The 19,579-nt window shown below is 45.7% G+C and carries 18 protein-coding genes, 1 tRNA gene and 2 rRNA genes; 12 read left to right on the forward strand and 9 right to left on the reverse strand.

Annotated features, from left to right (window positions below):
- The 3 genes from EJ063_RS18770 to EJ063_RS18780 all read left to right on the forward strand — a co-directional run.
- Nucleotides 1-120: ribosomal RNA gene (locus EJ063_RS18770) — 23S ribosomal RNA — on the forward strand; the annotation flags it as partial.
- A 111-nt stretch (nucleotides 121-231) separates the two neighbouring features.
- Nucleotides 232-347 (forward strand): 5S ribosomal RNA (gene rrf, locus EJ063_RS18775).
- 42 nt (nucleotides 348-389) lie between these two features.
- A tRNA-Asp gene (locus EJ063_RS18780) sits at nucleotides 390-466 on the forward strand.
- A gap of 282 nt (nucleotides 467-748) precedes the next feature.
- Here EJ063_RS18780 and EJ063_RS18785 read toward each other — a convergent pair.
- The 5 genes from EJ063_RS18785 to hemC form a co-directional block, all read right to left on the reverse strand.
- Nucleotides 749-1,084: a c-type cytochrome gene (locus EJ063_RS18785; protein ID WP_126575834.1), complete on the reverse strand. Its 336-nt coding sequence runs from the start codon at nucleotides 1,082-1,084 to the stop codon at nucleotides 749-751.
- A gap of 125 nt (nucleotides 1,085-1,209) precedes the next feature.
- Nucleotides 1,210-2,397 carry a heme biosynthesis protein HemY gene (locus EJ063_RS18790; protein ID WP_126575835.1) on the reverse strand — a complete coding sequence of 396 codons (1,188 nt, stop codon included), beginning with the start codon at nucleotides 2,395-2,397 and terminating at the stop codon, nucleotides 1,210-1,212.
- A complete protein-coding gene (locus EJ063_RS18795) occupies nucleotides 2,397-3,593 on the reverse strand; it encodes a uroporphyrinogen-III C-methyltransferase (protein WP_126575836.1) in 1,197 nt (398 codons plus the stop codon). Before EJ063_RS18795 ends, EJ063_RS18790 begins: the two co-directional genes overlap by 1 nt.
- Before the next feature lie 3 nt (nucleotides 3,594-3,596).
- Nucleotides 3,597-4,340, reverse strand: a complete 744-nt coding sequence (locus tag EJ063_RS18800; RefSeq protein WP_126575837.1) for a uroporphyrinogen-III synthase — start codon at nucleotides 4,338-4,340, stop codon at nucleotides 3,597-3,599.
- A gap of 6 nt (nucleotides 4,341-4,346) precedes the next feature.
- Nucleotides 4,347-5,285: a hydroxymethylbilane synthase gene (hemC, locus tag EJ063_RS18805; protein WP_126575838.1), complete on the reverse strand. Its 939-nt coding sequence runs from the start codon at nucleotides 5,283-5,285 to the stop codon at nucleotides 4,347-4,349.
- Nucleotides 5,286-5,620: 335 nt separating this feature from the next.
- On the opposite strand from hemC, the gene EJ063_RS18810 reads away from it, so the two are divergent.
- Nucleotides 5,621-8,149: a class I adenylate cyclase gene (locus EJ063_RS18810; protein WP_126575839.1), complete on the forward strand. Its 2,529-nt coding sequence runs from the start codon at nucleotides 5,621-5,623 to the stop codon at nucleotides 8,147-8,149.
- Between the two features lie 64 nt (nucleotides 8,150-8,213).
- On the opposite strand, the gene cyaY is transcribed toward EJ063_RS18810, so the two are convergent.
- Nucleotides 8,214-8,528, reverse strand: a complete 315-nt coding sequence (gene cyaY / locus EJ063_RS18815) for an iron donor protein CyaY (RefSeq protein ID WP_126575840.1) — start codon at nucleotides 8,526-8,528, stop codon at nucleotides 8,214-8,216.
- Nucleotides 8,529-8,603: 75 nt separating this feature from the next.
- Here cyaY and lptM point away from each other — a divergent pair, with 75 nt between their 5' ends.
- From lptM to EJ063_RS18850, 7 genes are all read left to right on the forward strand, one after another.
- Nucleotides 8,604-8,723, forward strand: a complete 120-nt coding sequence (gene lptM, locus EJ063_RS21575) for an LPS translocon maturation chaperone LptM (RefSeq protein ID WP_439333296.1) — start codon at nucleotides 8,604-8,606, stop codon at nucleotides 8,721-8,723.
- Between the two features lie 30 nt (nucleotides 8,724-8,753).
- Nucleotides 8,754-10,007, forward strand: coding sequence for a diaminopimelate decarboxylase (gene lysA, locus EJ063_RS18825; RefSeq protein WP_126575842.1), 1,254 nt, complete (start codon nucleotides 8,754-8,756; stop codon nucleotides 10,005-10,007).
- Between the two features lie 10 nt (nucleotides 10,008-10,017).
- The gene (gene dapF / locus EJ063_RS18830; RefSeq protein WP_126575843.1) at nucleotides 10,018-10,848 is read left to right on the forward strand and encodes a diaminopimelate epimerase; all 831 of its coding nucleotides are present in this window, start codon (nucleotides 10,018-10,020) and stop codon (nucleotides 10,846-10,848) included.
- Between the two features lie 150 nt (nucleotides 10,849-10,998).
- On the forward strand, nucleotides 10,999-11,703 hold the full coding sequence (locus EJ063_RS18835; protein ID WP_126575844.1) for a DUF484 family protein: 705 nt from the start codon (nucleotides 10,999-11,001) through the stop codon (nucleotides 11,701-11,703).
- On the forward strand, nucleotides 11,675-12,604 hold the full coding sequence (gene xerC / locus EJ063_RS18840; RefSeq protein ID WP_126575845.1) for a tyrosine recombinase XerC: 930 nt from the start codon (nucleotides 11,675-11,677) through the stop codon (nucleotides 12,602-12,604). Before EJ063_RS18835 ends, xerC begins: the two co-directional genes overlap by 29 nt.
- A complete protein-coding gene (gene yigB / locus EJ063_RS18845; protein ID WP_126575846.1) occupies nucleotides 12,604-13,326 on the forward strand; it encodes a 5-amino-6-(5-phospho-D-ribitylamino)uracil phosphatase YigB in 723 nt (240 codons plus the stop codon). The genes xerC and yigB overlap by 1 nt, the downstream gene beginning before the upstream one ends.
- Before the next feature lie 95 nt (nucleotides 13,327-13,421).
- The gene (locus EJ063_RS18850; protein ID WP_126575847.1) at nucleotides 13,422-15,884 is read left to right on the forward strand and encodes a bifunctional diguanylate cyclase/phosphodiesterase; all 2,463 of its coding nucleotides are present in this window, start codon (nucleotides 13,422-13,424) and stop codon (nucleotides 15,882-15,884) included.
- Here EJ063_RS18850 and EJ063_RS18855 read toward each other — a convergent pair.
- Nucleotides 15,881-16,495 (reverse strand): tRNA-uridine aminocarboxypropyltransferase, encoded by a 615-nt coding sequence (locus EJ063_RS18855; protein ID WP_126575890.1) that lies wholly within the window; start codon nucleotides 16,493-16,495, stop codon nucleotides 15,881-15,883. The genes EJ063_RS18850 and EJ063_RS18855 overlap by 4 nt on opposite strands.
- Before the next feature lie 23 nt (nucleotides 16,496-16,518).
- A complete protein-coding gene (locus tag EJ063_RS18860) occupies nucleotides 16,519-18,063 on the reverse strand; it encodes a COG3650 family protein (protein ID WP_126575848.1) in 1,545 nt (514 codons plus the stop codon).
- 38 nt (nucleotides 18,064-18,101) lie between these two features.
- Between EJ063_RS18860 and EJ063_RS18865 the strand changes: the two genes are divergently transcribed.
- Nucleotides 18,102-18,572, forward strand: coding sequence for an EVE domain-containing protein (locus EJ063_RS18865; protein ID WP_126575849.1), 471 nt, complete (start codon nucleotides 18,102-18,104; stop codon nucleotides 18,570-18,572).
- A gap of 51 nt (nucleotides 18,573-18,623) precedes the next feature.
- On the opposite strand, the gene EJ063_RS18870 is transcribed toward EJ063_RS18865, so the two are convergent.
- Nucleotides 18,624-19,451 (reverse strand): Cof-type HAD-IIB family hydrolase, encoded by an 828-nt coding sequence (locus tag EJ063_RS18870; RefSeq protein WP_126575850.1) that lies wholly within the window; start codon nucleotides 19,449-19,451, stop codon nucleotides 18,624-18,626.
- Nucleotides 19,452-19,579: the final 128 nt, after the last annotated feature.

Genomic DNA, 19,579 nt, shown 5'->3' on the forward strand with positions numbered 1-19,579 from the left:
TTCCCTGACCCCTTGAGGGTCCTAAAGGGTTGTTCGAGACTAGAACGTTGATAGGCAGGGTGTGTAAGTGCTGTGAGGCATTGAGCTAACCTGTACTAATTGCCCGTGAGGCTTAACCATACAACACCCAAAGGGTTTTGATGGACTCGATACAAGAATTAACTTGATTGTGTTTTAGAGAACGCAAACAGCTTTCCAGATTATTCTCTRGAAATAGAGAGAAAGAATTTGCTTGGCGACCATAGCGMTTTGGACCCACCTGATTCCATGCCGAACTCAGAAGTGAAACGAAKTAGCGCCGATGGTAGTGTGGGGTTTCCCCATGTGAGAGTAGGACATCGCCAGGCTTTAAATTATGGAACCATGCCYAAGGGCATGTTTACCACTGCGGAGTGGTAGTTCAGTTGGTTAGAATACCGGCCTGTCACGCCGGGGGTCGCGGGTTCGAGTCCCGTCCACTCCGCCACTTATCAGAAAGCCTAGTCTTACGACTAGGCTTTCGTCGTTTCTAGTGTTAGCAAATCCAGCCTCTCATAAACATCCCTTCAACCTAATGCTCAGATCTCGAGTGTTTGCTCATCCCTATTTCTCAGGCTTGAGTTTGTTTCCTAATTACTGTGTTGACGGTTTCATCGAATATCTTTATCAATAAAGTCTTATATGGACTCAGATTGGGTAGCTTCCTGGATCAACAGAAAGAACCCAGCCTAGAGGCAGGGTTCATTTGTAATGGTTATAGTGGCTATTGCTACGGGGTATTCACCTTCTTCACATATGCGAAGATATCTTTCACGTCATCTGCTGTTAGTATCGACTTCCAGGCAGGCATACCTTCATTTCCATTCAGTACCGTATCGATTAACTCTGCTTCACTCTCAAACCACGAATTGAGTCCATCATTTATATTAGATGGCTTTTCTGAGAGAGCTTTTCCTGCAATACCGTCACCATGGCCTTTCTCCCCATGACAGGCTATACATAGGGTCTTATAGTTCTGTTCACCTTTTTCCACATCGATGGTATTCGCTTGAGTGAGTGAGAACACAGAAAGGGAAATAACGGGAATCAGCACAAGGTTTTTCATCAGTATCGCTCTCACTATCAGTATTTGCATTAATGATAAGCTATACACTGTTAACGCTAGGTGAACAGGCTCGTCAGATATAAAAAAACCACCTACAGGAGGTGGTTTTTGTCTCAGTGGTCAAGTTAGGCTGCGGGTTCTTTGATAAGCGTTAGCGCTTTCTTTGAAACCTCATGGGCAGCTTTCGTGAGGTTCTGTTTTTCTAGGGCATCAGATAGGTAACCGTAATCGGACACATTAGAACGAACAGAAAGTGCTTTTTCGAAGTGTGTTTGTGCCTCAGACCATTTTTCTTCGCGGAGATAGAACTGAGCAACGGCGCTGTGTGCATCAGCATTATTGCCATCCTTGCGAAGAACGCCTTCTAGGAAGGTAACGGCTGGATGGCTATCTGCTAGCTTCAGCTCAGGCAGCAACGCATAGAGATTGGAGTTAGGGTGTTTCTTCAACGTCTCTTTGATTAAGGTAAAGGCTTCATTGTCAGCTTGACGAGAGATCAGCTGTTTAGCAAAACATTCAATCAAATGAGTATCCGCTTTCACTTTGCGTGGTAAAGCGTTCCAATGCGCCACTAAACCTTCACTTCCTTTTTGCTCTGCGACCTCTTGCAGAAGACCACATTGAGCTCGTTGGACTAATGGCTCTTGTTCTTCTTTCGATACGATTTTGTGCTTCACTAGGTTTGGCAGCAAATCCAATAGTGGTTGCCAGAGCTTGAGTTCAGTGTAGACCTGTTTCAGAAGGTTGAGCACTATAGCGTTATTAGGGTAGCTTCCCTTCAACGTTGATAGTGTATCGAAGGCGCTAGAATAGTTTGCCTCGCGGATTTGCTGCTTAGCTCGAGTTAACTCCACTGCCAGTTGAGAGTTTTCCTGTTTAGCGGCTAATTCAAGGTAGCGATCACGTTGTACGTCATCGCCCATACCTTGCGCGGCTTCCGATGCAACTAAGTAACATAGCAGTGGCATATCGTGGTGGTTTGCCCAGCGAGTTACCTTTTTCTCTGCTTGTTTGAAGTCACCTTCAAGTAGCTTAATGATACCTTCATTCGTATTGCGTCGTGAACGGCGCATCTTACGCACACTGAAGTAGTTCCACGTCGCTGAGCTAGCGTAGAACGCTTTTTTCACTAGGTACTCAAGACCAAATAGACCAGCCAAAGCAGCAATCACAAAGATGACTAAGGTCGTAACACTCATTTCTATGGTTTTACTCGCTACAGAAATCAGCACGTAGCCTTGTTGACCAGCATATTGCGTTCCAGCAAATAGCCCTAGCCCAAGTACAACAAAGAGGAAAATCAGACGAAACATTATTTATCCTCCGCTATTAGAGTCGTGACCTCACGGCGTAGGCGATCACGAATGACATCAGATAACTCTTGCTGAGTTTCTAACTTCACTGGGTATTCGACTTGGATTGTCTGCTTCGAGAGTAGTTCTAGAGCGCTGTTAAACTCTTTTACTTCGTTAGAGTCTTGGTTAAAGAAAGTGCTCGACCACTTATCTGCGGTCGTTAAAGCCGTTGAGTAAATCTCTTGTTGCTCAACATAGACCGCTTTAATCGCTGTTTCTAATTTCGCCTTAATGTTCTCTTTTAAGTAGAAATGTTGTTGAGGTGATAGTAGAGGAATGACATTGCCATCACGGGTGCGGAAGGTAATGAAGTTCTCTGAAAAATCTTTCAACGAAGTCATTAGGTTGTCTTGCCAGTCAGTAACATCTTGCGATACGACTTGCTTTTCAACTTTATCGGCTTCAGGCAGTAGCGCGTTAGCGAGAGGAAGCTTGTCAACTTGTTGTTGTAATGCAGTGATGCGCAGAACCAAACCCTCACGGTCAATCAAAGGTACGGTCTTGAGCTTGGTAATGTCATTCGCCATCGATTTACGTAATGGCACCAAGCTAGGATCATTGAGCGCTGCGATGCGTTGATCTGCACTTTCCATTAACTGAGTAGCGCTTACTGCGTCATGTTCTAAGAACAGTTTACGACCCGCGAGTTTAACCAAGTAATCTGCTTCAGCCAAAAGCCAATCATTTGGGCGGCGTCCTTTGACGTCAGCCATGGCAAGCTGAAGGCTTTCGATGCTTTTCTGTTGCTGTTCAAGAACGGTTTCCGCGCGGTGAGTAATTTCAGTCGCTTTTGCGATTGCTTTTTGTTGGCTTGTTTCGAGATCAGATTGAATGCTCGATTGAGTTTGCTGTAGCTGAGTCTGGAGGGCATTGATTTGAGCTTGATACTCGGCATTCTTCTGCTGCGTATAGATAGTTAGACCACCGCCGAATAAGATTGAGATAACTAGCGCAACCGCGCCTAATTTAACACCTCGCTTACCGTGTTTTTCTTCGAATTCAACGGAAGTCGACGTGGCTGTGGCTGGGGACTCGGGTTCTTTTGCCGTCGTTTCTTTAGCATCGGTCGAGGCAGCTTGATTCGCTTGTGTTTCCTCTGCCTTATTCTTTTCTTGGTCAGGGGCAATGGTTTCGTTTTTATTCTTGCTTGTCATTACTTATTGTCCTGTTTCATCTGACTGGAGAGCAGCCAATAACACTGGGTTAGAAGCACTTAAGGTATTGGTGACAGCGTTAAAACCAATCTCACGTGCTTGCTGTGCAATTCGTTCACTTGGAACATACAAGTGAAGCGTGAATAACCAGTTACGTTCAATACTCGAAAGTTGAGAGATAAAATACTCAAGCTGACCTGAACTGGTTATGACTAACTGGGTAATTTGTTTATCTTGCCAGAGAGGAATGAATAAATCTGAGCGGAAAGCTAGGTTTTCTCGTTTGTAGACTTCGCGATATTCAACTAGAGCCCCTCTTTTCAACAAGGTCTCAAAGATGAGCTCTCGTCCTCCGTTTCCTCGCAAGATAAGGATCTTTTTGTTGGTGACATTTTGCAGAAAACTCATCAGCAATAAGTGTTCACTGTCACCAATGTCTGGGTAGTGTACTGTCTGCTGAATAGATTTGCTTAAAACATGTGCAGTTTTTTGACCAACGGCAAGATAGAGTGCATTTGACGGCCAACTTTGACCTATTTCTGTAAGATAGTCGCTAGTTTGGGACACTGCGTGTTGACTGACAGCGATAATAATATCGAAAGAAGAGAGGTGGTTCTCCAGTCCTTTGAGTTGATCTCCGGACTGGATTTCAATCAGAGGGTGGTGACAGTTATCTATCCCCACCGTTGATAATTGTTGGCAAAGTGAAAGGCCTTGCTTTCCCGGCCTAGTGACCAGTACTGCCATAGAGCATTACTCGTGATCAGCGTAAAGTTTGGTTAAAATTTCTTTAGCGCCATCGTCGAGTAGCTGATTGGCGAGCTCAACACCGAGTGACTCTGCGTCTTGGCGCGAACCACGAATTTCACCTCGAACAATCTTCGAACCATCAGGTTCACCGACTAACGCACGTAGCCAAATGTTGTCACCGTCAATAAGAGAGTAGCTACCAATTGGCACCTGACAGCCGCCCTCTAAAGTAAGATTCATTGCACGTTCACAAAGAACACGATCAGCGGTTTCTTTGTGGTTTAGCGGCTCAAGTAACTTAATTAGGCGTTCATCATCAAGGCGACACTCAATACCCACGGCGCCTTGGCCAACCGCTGGCAGTGATTGCTCTGGCTCAATAAAGCTCTTAATGCGCTCTTCAAGCTCTAAACGTTTTAGACCTGCAGCAGCAAGAATAATCGCATCATATTGACCATCGTCCAGTTTCCCTAAACGAGTGCCCACATTTCCGCGTAATTCTTTAATCACTAAGTCAGGGCGGTATTCTTTCAGTTGGCATTGACGACGTAGGCTGCATGTACCCACAACCGCGCCTTGTGGCAGCTCATCAATGTTGTTGTAAGTGTTCGAAACGAAGGCGTCACGCGGGTCTTCACGTTCACAAATCGTCACAAGACCTAGTCCTTCAGGAAAGTCGACCGGGACATCTTTCATTGAGTGAACGGCTAAGTCAGCACGTCCTTCTAGCATCGCAACTTCTAATTCTTTAACGAACAGACCTTTGCCACCTACTTTAGCTAATGGTGTATCTAGAATGATGTCACCTTTAGTCACCATAGTAACAAGTTCAACTTCTAGACCAGGGTGCGCCGCTTTGAGTGCATCTTTAACGAAGTGAGCTTGCCAAAGAGCAAGTGGGCTTTTTCGCGTTGCGATTCGAATAGGAGTGGATTGAGTCATAGCGTTCTACTGAAAACAAAATAATGAGCTAATCCTACCACTGTCGACTCAAAAAGTATTATTGGTTCTTTCTTCGAGCTTCGGTTTAATAACCGCTAGCATAAAATCATTAAAAGAGTGTGATTAAGGTCTCGTTTGTAAAGTAGGCTATTATTATTAATAGGAGTTACGTACCACACTATGGACGACAATGATGGGTGGGCAAAATAGTGTCGAATTGATCGTACATTTCTTTACCAGCTGAAAGAAAAGTGTTAGATTGATCACGTTTTGTTGGTGCTTTAGAACAATTAATAGTCAAAGCACTCTCTAGGATATGAACCAAGGAAGCTCTCTTGCAGGCTTACACCAAGACGCTAACTAAAAGACTTGATAACCTCAACCAGCAACGTATTGAACGTGCGCTGGCTCTTATGGATTTACCTAGTCAGCGTGTATTCCATCTCATTCCAACCTTATTTCATTTCAATCACCCAGTCATGCCGGGTTACTTCGATGCCAATGTCCCTTTTGGTATTTGTGACTTTGAACTTAATGAAATTCAACAACAGTTTGTAGAAGATACACAGTTAACGATTGGCCAAGACTTACCGAAAGCTGATGAACCCGAAATCTTGGGTTTGTACACCATGGGCAGTACTTCTTCCATTGGTCAAAGCACGTCGAGTGATCTCGACATTTGGGTGTGTGTTTCTCCTAGTATGAGCGCCGATGTTCGCGAAAGCCTCACCAATAAATGCCTACTAATTACAGACTGGGCTCAGACTCAGGGTGTCGAAGCCAACTTCTTCTTGATGGATGAAGAGCGATTCCGCTCGAATCATTCAGAAGAGATGACTGGTGACAACTGTGGCTCGTCTCAACACCTACTTCTTCTGGATGAATTCTATCGCAGTGCGGTCCGCTTAGCCGGACAACGTTTACTGTGGCAAATCGTGCCGCCAGAGATGGAAGAGTGCTACGACGAATATGTGTCAGACCTATGCAGTAAAGGGTACATTGATTGTTCTAAGTGGATCGATTTCGGTCAACTTAATCGTATCCCTGCAGAGGAGTATTTTGGCTCGAACCTATGGCAACTGTATAAGAGTATCGACTCACCATACAAATCGGTTCTGAAAGCGATTTTACTTGAAGCCTATTCGTGGGAGTACCCAAACACTCAACTTCTTAGCTTAGATACCAAACGCCGCTTCTTTGCTCATGAGCCTGATCTCTATGGCATGGATGCGTATTATCTGATGCTTGAAAAGGTAACTCGTTACCTGGAGCGTATTGGTGATACCACGCGTTTGGATTTAGTGCGTCGCTGTTTCTATCTGAAAACCCACGAAAAGCTCTCACGAGAGCCAAGTGTTGGGTCAGTAGCTTGGCGTCGTGAAGCGATGACGGACATGGTCCAGAAATGGGACTGGTCAGACTCAGTGATTGCTGAGCTCGATGATCGTCGTAACTGGAAGGTTGAGCAGGTTAAAGACGTTCACCACGCTTTGCTTGATGCATTAATGCAGAGTTACCGTAACCTAATTCAGTTCGCACGCCGCAATGACATTACTTCGGCGATCAGCCCGCAAGATATCAGTATCCTAGCGCGTAAGCTGTATGCTGCGTTTGAGGTTCTTCCGGGCAAAGTCACTCTGTTAAATCCGCAGATTTCGCCTGATTTACATGAATCTGATCTGACGTTTATTGAAGTTCGTCCTGGGCGCACCAATAAGTCTGGTTGGTATCTGTATAAGCAGCCACTGACGCCACATCGAATTCTTGGCCAAGCACCACTCGAACACAACGAATATTTGAGTAAGCTGGTTGCGTGGTCATTCTTTAATGGTTTGATTACGGAATCGACGCGTTTGCATTCGGTGATTCGTGATGCGCATTTAGACATCGATAAGTTCTATCAGATGGTAAGTGACCTGCGAAACACCTTCTCATTGCGTAAGCGTCGCCCGACCATGCAAGCTCTGTCGAGCCCGTGTGAGATTAGCCAGTTGGCGATGTTCATCAACTTTGAAAGCGATCCAACCTCAGAGCTCAGCGGCAAGTCACTGAAACTGGACCCAAGAAGCACTGACATCTTCAGTTTTGGTCCAGAGCAGAAATGCTTAGTGGGCAGCGTTGATTTGGTGTACCGCAATTCATGGCATGAAGTTCGTACCTTACATTTTAAGGGCGAAACAGCGATGCTGGATGCGCTGAAAACCGTACTGGGTAAGATGCACCAAGATGCGATTCCACCTGAGTCTGTGGATGTGTTCTGTTACAGCAAAAACCTACGTGGTGTGATGCGTAATATGGTGTATCAGCTATTGGCTGAATGCATTGATTTACGTTTAAAGCCAGTTGAGCAAGAAAAACGTCGCCGCTTTAAAGCACTACGCATTGGTCAGCAAACGCATGGCTTGTTCTTTGAACGTCGTGGCGTGTCGGTGCAAATGCTTGAGAACTCGGTCGATTTCTACCGCAGTATTTCAACCAACAAACTTAAGGGCTCCCCTTTACTGATGTTGGATAAAGAGCAAGATTATCAGTTGCCAGAAGTGGTGGATGGTTTTGCGAGTGAAGGTTTGGTTCAGTTCTTCTTTGAGGATAATGAGCAGGGCTTCAATATTTATGTATTGGATGAAGCCAATCGCGTTGAAGTCTATCACCAGTTCAAAGGTGAGAAAGACGACATGATCGCGAGTGTAAATAGTTTCTATACTTCGGTTCAGGACGAGAACACACTCTCTTCTAAGCTCATTAACTTTAACTTACCTCAATACTATCAGATTGTTCAGTGTGAGGATGATGAGCCCTATATCGTGCCTTACCGTAATGATGGTGCAAGTTACTCAAGACCAAATAAAACGGTCAATGCGTAACACGAAATCAGTTGAAACAAAAAAGAGCACAGTGAGTGCTCTTTTTTTTGATTTTTTTGGAGTTTTAAACCCACTCAATCTCTTCATCACAGTGCTTTTCACACTCTTGTTTAACCATGGCGATCAGCTCCATTTGTGTTTTAGAGCAAGTCCATTGATCATCAATCAGTGAGAAGTGAAAGCCGCCAGATTTCGATGCTAACCAGATCTCTTTCATTGGTTCTTGGCGGTTGATAATGATTTGGCTACGGTCTTCAAATTCTAGTGTCATAACATTGCCAGAAGTCTCGTAGTCGATGTCCGCGCCTGAATCATCAATCATTTCCTCGATGATTTGCATTTTTACATCTACTAACTGATGAAATTCAGTCTCGTTCATCCAATCTATCCTATTGCTTTTCTTGAGTGTGGTGCGATTATAGGGGGCATTGAAAGAATAATCACGATACAACCGATGAAAAAATCACTCTTAGCGCTATTTATCTTCACACTTCTTGGCTTAGCTGGCTGTGGTCAAACTGGACCTCTTTACATGCCGAATGATGCTCCGCAGAACGAGCAACCTTCGCAATAAAAATAGAATCAGAATATAAGGGAAAGAACTTTGGATTACTTCAATTATCAGGATGATGGCCAGCTTTGGGCTGAAGAAGTCTCACTAGCAGAACTGGCTCAGCAATTTGGCACACCTTTGTATGTTTACTCTCGTGCGACTTTAGAACGCCACTGGCATGCGTTTGATAAATCGGTTGGCGAGCACCCACACTTGGTTTGTTATGCGGTGAAAGCAAACTCCAACCTTGGTGTTTTGAACGCACTGGCACGTTTAGGCTCTGGCTTCGATATCGTATCGGGTGGTGAATTAGAGCGTGTTATCGCTGCAGGCGGTGAAGCAAGCAAAGTTGTGTTCTCTGGTGTGGGTAAAACAGAAGAGGAAATGAAGCGAGCACTTGAGCTTGGTATCAAGTGTTTCAACGTGGAATCGGAGCCAGAGCTAGAGCGACTAAACAAAGTTGCTGGTGAGCTTGGTGTTCAAGCGCCTATCTCGCTGAGAATTAATCCTGATGTAGATGCTCATACTCATCCTTATATTTCTACTGGTCTGCGTGATAACAAGTTTGGTATCGCGTTTGATCGTGCGCCTACCGTGTATAAATTTGCTCAAAGCTTAAAGAACCTAGATGTGAAAGGCATTGATTGCCACATCGGCTCTCAGCTGACTGATATTGAACCTTTCATTGATGCAACAGACCGTTTGTTGGCTTTGATTGACGATCTGAAAGCGCAAGGCGTAACCATTGAACACCTTGATGTCGGTGGTGGCTTAGGGGTTGTGTATCGTGATGAACTGCCACCTGAACCATCGGACTATGCGAAAGCACTGTTAGGTCGCCTTGAAAACCATCAAGACCTAGAGCTTATTTTTGAGCCTGGCCGAGCGATTGCAGCGAATGCCGGTGTGCTTCTGACCAAAGTCGAGTTTCTAAAACACACAGAGCACAAAAACTTCGCCATTATCGATGCTGCGATGAATGACTTAATGCGTCCTGCGTTGTATCAAGCATGGCAAGATATCGTGCCGGTTTCTCCTCGTGAAGGAGAGGCAGTAACGTATGATTTGGTTGGCCCTATTTGTGAAACGGGTGATTTCCTAGGTAAAGACCGCGCATTGGTTCTAGAAGAGAACGATCTTCTTGCGGTTCGCTCAGCCGGTGCTTATGGCTTTGTGATGTCATCTAACTACAACACACGCTCTCGTGCGGCAGAAGTGATGGTTGATGGAAAGCAAGCGCACCTTGTTCGTCAGCGTGAAGAACTCACTAGCCTATGGGCGCTTGAAAACGTACTTCCGGAGTAATTGAAGTCTTATGCATTTCCACTTTTCAAAAATGCACGGTTTGGGGAATGACTTCATGGTCGTTGACTGCATTACCCAAAATATTTTCTTTTCCCCTGATTTGATCCGCCGTTTGGCGGATCGTCATACGGGTATTGGCTTTGATCAGCTTTTAGTCGTTGAAGCTCCGTATGACCCAGAAACCGACTTCCACTATCGTATTTTTAATGCAGATGGCAGTGAAGTCGAGCAGTGTGGTAATGGCGCTCGCTGCTTTGCTCGCTTTGTGCGTATGAAAGGACTAACCAATAAATACAGCGTTAGTGTGAGTACCAAGAAAGGCAAAATGGTTCTGAACATCGAAGAAGATGATCAAATCACGGTCAACATGGGAGTCCCTGTGTTTGAGCCGAGTAAGATTCCTTTTAAAGCGAAGCAGATGGAGAAAACCTACATTCTACGTACTGAAGACAAAACCCTGTTTTGTGGTGCAGTAAGCATGGGTAACCCTCATGTTGTGACCGTAGTCGATGATGTCGCTACCGCAGAAGTTGAAACGCTAGGTCCTTTGTTAGAATCGCATGAACGTTTCCCTGAGCGCGTCAATGCAGGTTTCATGCAGGTACTTGACCGCAACGAAGTTAACCTACGTGTCTATGAGCGTGGTGCCGGTGAAACTCAAGCATGTGGCAGTGGCGCATGTGGTGCAGTAGCTGTAGGTATCGTTCAAGGTTTATTGGATGAGAAAGTTACGGTTAACCTGCCAGGCGGTTCATTGAAGATTCAATGGCAAGGCCCAGGTAAACCGCTTTACATGACTGGCCCGGCTACCCATGTCTTTGATGGGCAACTAAGCTGCTAATATACCCTGCACATTTGAAGCTTCAGCGTCGTTGACTGCATCAATTCGCCCTAATCACATAGAAACACCTATGCTCATAGGGTTGAATTGACTTGTCGCCTAGCTGAATCCCCAACTATTTTGGGTAGATAATAATAAAAAGGAACAATTGTGTCTCATATCGAAGCAGATGCGCTGACGGCAGAAGTCGTAGCTGAATACCTGCGTGATAACCCTGACTTTTTCTCTCATCGCCGAGAGCTGGTGGACAGCCTTGCTTTATCTCATCAAGAGCAAGGAGCCGTCTCTTTGGTTCACGTGCAGATGAACCGCCAACGTCAGCGTATTGAAGAGTTGGAAGAAGAAATTACAGCGCTAATGTCTCTGGCTAAAAATAACGATCAAACGTTTCATGAGTTTATGGATCTGCAAGAACAGATTTTAAAGAGTGAGGCACTATTGAACGTCATCAAGGCGATTGAAGAGAAGGCGAAATCACTGGGCTTAGTGGCGTATGTTCGCTTGCTCAATTGTGACTCCAATTACTATGAGCTCAACAAAGATAACTACCAACGATTTGCGACTAACCATCTCAATGGCAAGAGTGCCTATCTAGGCCGTATGCGTAAAGTGGATCGCGAACTGTTGTTTGGTGAGAACTCGCATGCGCCAGAAATGGGGTCGTATGTTGTTTTACCGCTATACAAAAAAGCGTTCCAAGGTGTCTTAGCGTTTTCAAGCAGTGATGGTGGGCATTTCCAGCCGCACATGGACACCTTATTCCTACGCCACCTTTCACTAGTTCTTTCCCATTTAATTGAATCTCTTCCTTGGCAATGCGACATCAATGAGCGAATCAGCACTACCTCTGCCTAACGGACTGCAACAGCCTCTTGAGCGTTTCTATGAATACCTTAGAAGCGAAAAGGGGCTCAGTCTTCATACTCAACGTAACTACAAACAGCAACTGGAAACCATGGCTAACCATCTCGCCCAAATGGGGCTGAAAGAGTGGCAGCAAGTAGACGCCGGTTGGGTCCGTCAGTTGGCCAGTAAAGGCATGCGTGAAGGAATGAAAGCCAGCAGCTTAGCAACACGCCTGTCGTCTTTACGCAGCTTCTTTGATTTTCTGATGCTACGCGGAGAAATGACCGCTAACCCTGCAAAAGGAGTGTCTGCACCGCGTAAGAAGCGCCCACTACCAAAAAATTTAGATGTAGATGAAGTTAACCAACTGCTGGAAGTGAACGAAGGCGATCCTTTGGCCGTTCGAGATCGTGCCATGATGGAACTGATGTATGGCGCGGGCCTACGTTTGGCGGAATTGGTCAGTATCAACGTCAAAGATATCAGTATTTCTGCGGGTGAAATTCGCGTTGTTGGTAAGGGTGATAAAGAGCGTAAAGTGCCTTTTACCGGAATGGCGGCGGAGTGGGTCTCTAAGTGGCTTAAGCTACGTCCAAGCTTATCTGACAGCGGTGAACCTGCGCTATTTGTATCGAAACTGGGTGTGCGTATCTCTCACCGCAATGTGCAAAAACGGATGGCAGAGTGGGGACAAAAACAGGGGACCGCGAGTCATGTCAGCCCGCATAAATTGCGTCACTCCTTTGCGACTCACATGCTGGAGTCGAGTAATAACCTAAGAGCAGTGCAAGAGTTATTGGGCCATGAGAATATCTCAACCACCCAAATCTACACCCACCTCGATTTTCAACACCTTGCGGAAGTGTATGACCAAGCACACCCACGAGCGAAAAAGAAAGGAAAAGAGTGATGAAGTTTTATCGACCGCTATCGTCTATAAAAGCCATGACGTTTGATCTTGATGATACCTTGTATGACAACCGTCCAGTGATTCGTCATGTTGAAGCGGAAATGGCAAAGTGGCTTCATCACCATCACCCAGTATCGGCTTCTCAGCCACTGAGCTGGTGGAACGGTATTAAGCTTCGTCTTGCTCAAGAAGATACTTGGTTGACGAACGATATGACGCTATGGCGATTCAAGCAGATTGAACAAGGCTTAATGGCGTTAGGCTATACCTTAGAGCAAGCGAACCAAGCCGCAAATGATGCCATAGAACAAGTACATCGCCTGCGCAGTGACTTTACGGTTCCTCAAGAATCCCATCAGGTATTGGCGGCGTTAGCAGATAAGCTTCCCTTAGTCGCGATCACGAATGGCAATGTGGATGTTGATAAAATCGGCTTATCTGATTATTTTTCTTTGGTTCTAAAAGCAGGGCCAGATGGCTATGCTAAGCCGCATCAAGAGATGTTTGATAAGGCGCAGCAATTTCTCTCTGTTCCAGCTCAGAATATTCTGCATGTGGGTGATCATGTCAATTCAGATGTGGCAGGTGCTGTTCGAGCGGGCTTTAAAGCGTGTTGGTTTAACGATCAACAGCTAGATATCTATTCATGTCCCAAAAGCCGAGTGTTACCTGATGTGGAAGTAAATCGTTTGCGTGATTTACTGCTATTGATTGAGATGTAAATAACAGCAAATCAAATCAACTCTTTTCATATAGCTGCACATGAATTACCGTATAGAAAAATACCAATAACATTACAACGTCTCAGGCTAATAGAATGCGCAGCTATTCCGCTCTGATTACTGATCATCAGCAACTCACGTCTTTTTTTCAGACGTTCTCAACGACCGATCCTGCTTCTTATTTGGTTCAGATTCTTTCTGTCGACCTTGAAGAAAGAGTGCGTGATTACGCACGGCAGGTTTCTGCTGCTTTACCAAGTAGCCACATTATCGGCCACAGCACACGCCACACCATCTTTGATGATCAAATTCATCATGAAGGCTCTCTGATTATTGTCTCTGTTTTTGAGCGTACGGCGATTACGTCAACGGTCATGCCGTTGTCGGAGAAGGTGACTCACCATGTGGACACTGTAAGTGAATCATTGGTTTTGACGGAAAGCAGTAAGTCGATCATTAGCTTTGCTACTCAGGCAAATCCGATTTTTAGTGCGTTTGGTCAACACAGTGAAGTGCCAATTAGTGGTGGTCTCGCGAGCTCCGTAGATGAACGTTGCGAATGGGTATTGCACGGCACTCAAACTTACCGTAACGCCGTGGTCTTTGCCGCCTTGCATGGTGAATATCTTCAGGTGCAGCGTAATGCGTTTTCTGAATGGAGCCCTATTGGTGGTGCACTGCGAGTCACGGATGTCGAAGGCACGGTGCTAAAATCGTTAGATTATCAAACAACCTATCAGATCTATCAGCAGAGGTTGGCAGAAAATCACCCCATCATGCTTGAGCACCTTTATAGCTTCCCACTACGAACCAGCTCAGGGAAAATCTGTAGCCCGAGAGAAATCTATGACGATGGCGGTATTCGATTTGATCAATCGGTGGACATCGGCGATGAAGTTCGTATTTGTTACAACCACCCATCGCTGACATTAGAGCAGGTTCGCCATGATGTGCTGAAACTGGCGCGCCATAACCCGGAATCGGTGTTTATTTATAACTGTGAATCACGTTTAGAGTTTCTTGAAGGCACCAGTGAAATTAAACCGTTTGAGCATTTTGATCTGTGTAATGGTTCCTACTGCATGGGTGAAATTTATCGCGGTGAATCGCAAGGTACTCTGCACCATAGCATGACCTATTTGGCATTAAGTGAAGATGCTGAGCGCCCACCGTTAGAAATTGAACAGACAGAAGATGGTCCTATCTCTCCGCTTTTTCATTTGATTCGCCACTCCATTGATGAGCTCGATCAGACTCAAAAGGGTATGGAGAATAAGTTAGCCAAGCAAGCTGAAAAGCTGATTGAAAGCTATCGACTGGATAAGCATACGGGGCTCAAAAACCGCGTGGCGCTACAAGAACGCTTAAAATCACTGAAAGCCGATGAGCATGTGATTACGATTAAGCTATCTAATTTCCATCAAGTGAATGAAAAGTATGGTTACCAAGTGGCGGATGAACTTATTCGAGATCTGAGTGACCACTTCATTGAGCGTTTATCTCAGCGCCGCGGCAATGACTTCGTGAAAAATCTCTACTACATTGGCACTGCTGAGTGGGCGATCGTCTTTAAAGCAGAGGTATCCAGTGAATTGATACAGCGCGAGTTCTCTGCTTTCGCCGACCAAATGGAACGCATCAACTTCGAACCTTATGGGCTACCGGATATAGACTACCTTTCTGTCTCTATTACTGGAGGGATCGCCAGTGCCAGTGATTTTCCTGAAGTGCAGGGTGATGAGCTGTTATTGAAGTCGATTGATGCAAGGCGTACGGGTAAAGAGCGCAACACACATTTCTTTAACGCTAAAGATTGCCTTGTGACCGCTGAGCAGCAACAAGACAAGATAGAGCTAATGGGGGTAGTGAGCCGCGCTATTCTCAGAAAGAACATCATCACTTATAGCCAACCCATTTTTGCCGCGCATACGCGTGAGCAAAAATCACAAGAGTGTCTGGTTCGTATTGAAGATGAAGGCAACATTATTTCACCAGGGCGCTTTTTACCGATTATTGAAGGAACTCATCTTTATACACGATTGAGTCGCTACATGCTTTCCTCAACGTTAGGCTATATGGCGGATAGAGAAGAGTCTTTTTCGATCAACTTATCTCCACAAGACATGCTCAGTGATAAAACCTTATACCTGCTAGAAGAGTCGATTGCTAAGCTGAATGACCCTTACCGATTGGGGATTGAGGTACTGGAATCAGAGCAGATTAAAGATTTTGGGCGCATGTCAGAAATCTGTAGCCACTTTAAGCAGATGGGAGTTCGTCTGCTGGTGGATGACTTTGGCTCTGGCTATTCCAACATCGATGAAATCATCCGTTTAGAGCCGGATATCATTAAGCTAGATGGTAGTTTGATTAAGACGATTGATGTCGACAAGAAGCAACGCCAAATCACCGGGCAGCTGGTGAAATTGTGTCAGGTACTCAACGCCAAAACCATCGCAGAATTTGTCCACAACCAAGAGGTATGCAATATTGCCGAAGATCTTGGCGTGGACTATTTACAAGGCTTCTATTTGGCTGAACCAACCCGTCTGTTTTAACTCTTGAGTGAATGACCACTCTTGTCGGCTTTAAAGGCTAGCATGTAGTGGTCAAAAAACTGCAGAAGCTGTTCCGACTGGGCTTTTTCACCGACTGCACTCAATACCTCACAGCCGACCTCTAGGGTACACAAGTGCCCCTCTTCTTGATTGCGGCGTAGCTGATAATTAGACGTCTTACTGGGCGTCACATGCGCCAATGGAATTGACTGTAACCATGGGCTTTTGCGCAGCATCTTCTTCGCTTCTTGCCATGTACCATCAAGCACAATAAAGAGTGGAAGTGTTTGTGTCTCTCCAGCTTTGGCACATGCTCGTGTGACCTCGATGCTCTCATCACCAGGGAAAAGCAAATAGGCTTGATAGCGAGGGTTTTCGAGTAAGGCAACGAGCTTCGGACACGGGGATTTGCGCTGCCAAATATGAACACTGGTGGTGGAAGGCATACTTTTCAGGAGCCATTGACCAGTGTTGGTTTCCCTATTTTGCTCATTTTCATGTATTAGCAGGGCGAAATGTATTGAGCTGTCTAGCTTAGGCAGTTGTTCACACACGCACTGAAACCGCAATTGGCATTGAGGGCAAGTACTTGGAGGGCACGTATCTGACATGCCCTCGGCGTTATCTACCTTGGTCACAGACGAAGGCCTTCTTGGTGAGGGGTTAAGCCATCAGAAAAAAGCTGAACTTGGCTGATTTGTTCATAGCTTGCCACCGGAGCTGTACTTGGGTTAAGTGGGTAACTAACCCCAGTGTATTCCATGATGTGTTGATTGGGTGTAGCTCCGCCACCACTAACAAACAGCACCAGATCTCGCCAGCCTTCAGATGAGTTTACGCCTAGGTTTATAGGTGTGTTGACTAAGGTCATACGGCTATTGAAACGCCAGTTATCTTGATGGTTTTCAAAAATGAGTAGGGTACAACCACCCGATCCACACCAATCAAGTTGGGTAATTAGCTCTTCATTGCCGTCACCATTCAGATCGTAGGTGAGCCAACGATAGCGCGTGCCTGTAGGATCCGTTTTGTTAATCGCGAAGTAGTCGCGTAAGGCACGATCAACTTTAGGATTGAACTCGGCAGAAGACGGGACTTTATCTTCAGATAATACAGGGTCTAATTCAGTCTGTGTCATCACCGTCTGTGCCTGAGATTTGGTTTTGAACAAAGTCAGGCCGCCATCTGAAATCGGGTAGACGATATTACCCACTTTCTCTTTTGTGGCGGTTAACTGATATCCATCACGGGTAAATAAGCGTTCAGAAAGCAGAGGTTGCTGCTGGTGGTGCGTCATCACGGCCTGTACTTGGTCAGGGCTCAACTGCTGCCAGTAGCCACGTTCCACCGAATCAGCCTGGCCATTGTTGTATTGGTAAGACGTTGTCGCTGTGTGGTCAGAATTGAGTTTCAGAGAGACAGTAAAGTCACTGCCTTGGGTTGAGGCCGCTTGGTAAAGTCCAGTCCAGTTTTGCGTACTGTCTTTATTTGAGAGCGTCGCACAGCCTTGGTATTTCTCATCTTCAATGGTCAACGAAGCACTCCAACCGTACAGAGAGTCGCTCATTCCATCGACACAGCTGCGCTTCGCCAGTTCAAGAGAACCTTGGTCAAACTGATAAGAGCGGCGATCGAGTTCAATTCTGCTTGAGCTAAGATCGAACTGACGTTTCTCTTCGCCGAGTTTGGCAAAAACCAACTGGCTCTTTTCAAAGCTGACAGACCAAAATGGCTCATTGCCAAAGGCTCTAGTTGGTCGGACGGGCTGATCACAGCGCTTCGGGTTTTCGGCACTCAGAATATTGATTGAGTCCACCACAAAGCGAGCAGCGTAATCCGATACAAAGCCATCCGCGATGCCTGTTTCTAAGTGGCCAATCACTTCACCATAAAGAGGTTCATATGGGCGGCGAACGAGTGACATCGCCTGCTGGAATCGGTCATTTGGCATTTCAAGCCAGTATTGTTGCTGACTTCCACAAGGGGTAATCGAGCGAACCTCATGGCCCAAAACGACTTCACCTCGCATCACAAACGTTTGTGGCTTGATGCTAGCGGGTTTGTCTAAGCTCGCTGGTGGCTGTTTAGACTCGACTTGGCTGGCTTGTTGAGTTGCCGTAGAACACGCTTGTAGTGTAAGTAATGTGATTAGTGCGACTGGGTTTCGAAGCGCCTTCATGCTATATCTTCCCTATTCAGAAACTGGCGGAATCTATTATGGCATATTGGTTGTTCAAAACTGAACCTGACACCTTCTCTATTGACACATTACGAACACAAAACCGCTCATGCTGGGAGGGAGTTCGTAATTATCAAGCGCGGAATATGATGCGTGATGAAGTGAAAGAAGGCGACTTGGTGCTGATCTACCACTCTTCTTGTAAGAAAGTTGGTGTTGCTGGAATTGCGAAAGTGACCAAAGAAGCGTATCCCGACCATTTTGCCTTTGATCCGGAAAGTGACTACTACGATGCTAAGTCGACACCAGAGAATCCGCGTTGGGTGATGGTTGATATTGAATTTGTGCGTAAGACAGAGCGACTGATTTCGCTCAGCGTGATGAAAGCCATGCCGGAATTGGAGAACATGCCACTAGTGAAGAGGGGTAATCGTCTGTCAATAATGCCGGTCAGCGAAGAAGAGTGGTTGGCGATTCTGAGTAAAGAAAAACTACCGAGTCAGCGTTAGAATTGAAATAAATCAGGCAGCGAATCGCTGCCTGATAAATGTTCGCCGAGTTTAAAGCAGGTGGTCTTGCAAGTAGTGCGCAACCGCATCGTCTGCATTACTGCCAATCACTTCATTGTTTGGCAGCGCCTCTTTGACTTTGTGGTGTGATGTGCCCATCACCAAGCCTTTACCTGCCATCGCCAGCATTTCAGCGTCATTCATACCATCACCGAAAGCGATACAGTTTTCTAGCGTTAGGTTTAGCGATTGAGCAACCGCTTCCAGTGCGTGACCTTTCGAAACTTCTGCAGCCATGACTTCTAAACACCAAGGTGTAGAAAAGGCGATATTCAGTTGATCACCAAACGCTTCTCTTAGCTTGTTTTCAAACGTAACTAGGTGGTCATGGTCTTGCTCTGGGTGGGTAAAGAAGATCTTAGCAATGCCATCTGTCGGTGCGCTCTCAGCAGAAAAACGTTTGTAAGCAAAGCCAGATTCACTGTGGAACTTAGCCAACATCTCATCGTCTCTATCCAGTAGCCAATCATCATTTTGGTACATGTGGATAAAAATCTCAGGATCCTGTCTGATCACATCGATCACTGACTGCACGAGTTCCTCAGGTACGTTTTTGCTGTACATCAGTTGATCATTTTGGTCATGAACGCGCGCGCCATTGGAGGTAATCATATAAGCAGGGATACCGGCAATCTCACGAATACCCGCCACATCGACATGGTGACGACCTGTTGCAAAAATGAAAGTGAAGCCTTTCTCATGCAATGTTTTCAGAGTTTGTTTGGAAAATGTGCTGAGCTGATGGTTTGGTGCGAGTAAAGTGCCATCTAGATCAGAGGCAACAATGTGAAAAGGAGTATCTTTGCGTGCTTCGGTCATATCACCCTCGTGTGTACAGCGTTAAAGTCCCTGCTGGGAGAGAGTGTAGTTTACTGGAATAGAAAGGGGAAAAAGAGGGTAAAGATCACCCTCTAGTATTTCCTATTTTTGCGCGCAGATAAGTGGAA

Source organism: Vibrio aquaticus, assembly GCF_003970385.1.
GTDB lineage: Bacteria > Pseudomonadota > Gammaproteobacteria > Enterobacterales > Vibrionaceae > Vibrio > Vibrio aquaticus.

Bases quoted from the DNA above. Each gene is read 5' to 3' on its own strand.
- EJ063_RS18785 (WP_126575834.1), bottom strand. From the start codon at position 1,084: ATGAAAAACCTTGTGCTGATTCCCGTTATTTCCCTTTCTGTGTTCTCA.
- EJ063_RS18790 (WP_126575835.1), bottom strand. From the start codon at position 2,397: ATGTTTCGTCTGATTTTCCTCTTTGTTGTACTTGGGCTAGGGCTATTT.
- EJ063_RS18795 (WP_126575836.1), bottom strand. From the start codon at position 3,593: ATGACAAGCAAGAATAAAAACGAAACCATTGCCCCTGACCAAGAAAAG.
- EJ063_RS18800 (WP_126575837.1), bottom strand. From the start codon at position 4,340: ATGGCAGTACTGGTCACTAGGCCGGGAAAGCAAGGCCTTTCACTTTGC.
- hemC (WP_126575838.1), bottom strand. From the start codon at position 5,285: ATGACTCAATCCACTCCTATTCGAATCGCAACGCGAAAAAGCCCACTT.
- cyaY (WP_126575840.1), bottom strand. From the start codon at position 8,528: ATGAACGAGACTGAATTTCATCAGTTAGTAGATGTAAAAATGCAAATC.
- lptM (WP_439333296.1), top strand. From the start codon at position 8,604: ATGAAAAAATCACTCTTAGCGCTATTTATCTTCACACTTCTTGGCTTA.
- dapF (WP_126575843.1), top strand. From the start codon at position 10,018: ATGCATTTCCACTTTTCAAAAATGCACGGTTTGGGGAATGACTTCATG.
- xerC (WP_126575845.1), top strand. From the start codon at position 11,675: ATGAGCGAATCAGCACTACCTCTGCCTAACGGACTGCAACAGCCTCTT.
- yigB (WP_126575846.1), top strand. From the start codon at position 12,604: ATGAAGTTTTATCGACCGCTATCGTCTATAAAAGCCATGACGTTTGAT.
- EJ063_RS18850 (WP_126575847.1), top strand. From the start codon at position 13,422: ATGCGCAGCTATTCCGCTCTGATTACTGATCATCAGCAACTCACGTCT.
- EJ063_RS18855 (WP_126575890.1), bottom strand. From the start codon at position 16,495: ATGTCAGATACGTGCCCTCCAAGTACTTGCCCTCAATGCCAATTGCGG.
- EJ063_RS18860 (WP_126575848.1), bottom strand. From the start codon at position 18,063: ATGAAGGCGCTTCGAAACCCAGTCGCACTAATCACATTACTTACACTA.
- EJ063_RS18865 (WP_126575849.1), top strand. From the start codon at position 18,102: ATGGCATATTGGTTGTTCAAAACTGAACCTGACACCTTCTCTATTGAC.
- EJ063_RS18870 (WP_126575850.1), bottom strand. From the start codon at position 19,451: ATGACCGAAGCACGCAAAGATACTCCTTTTCACATTGTTGCCTCTGAT.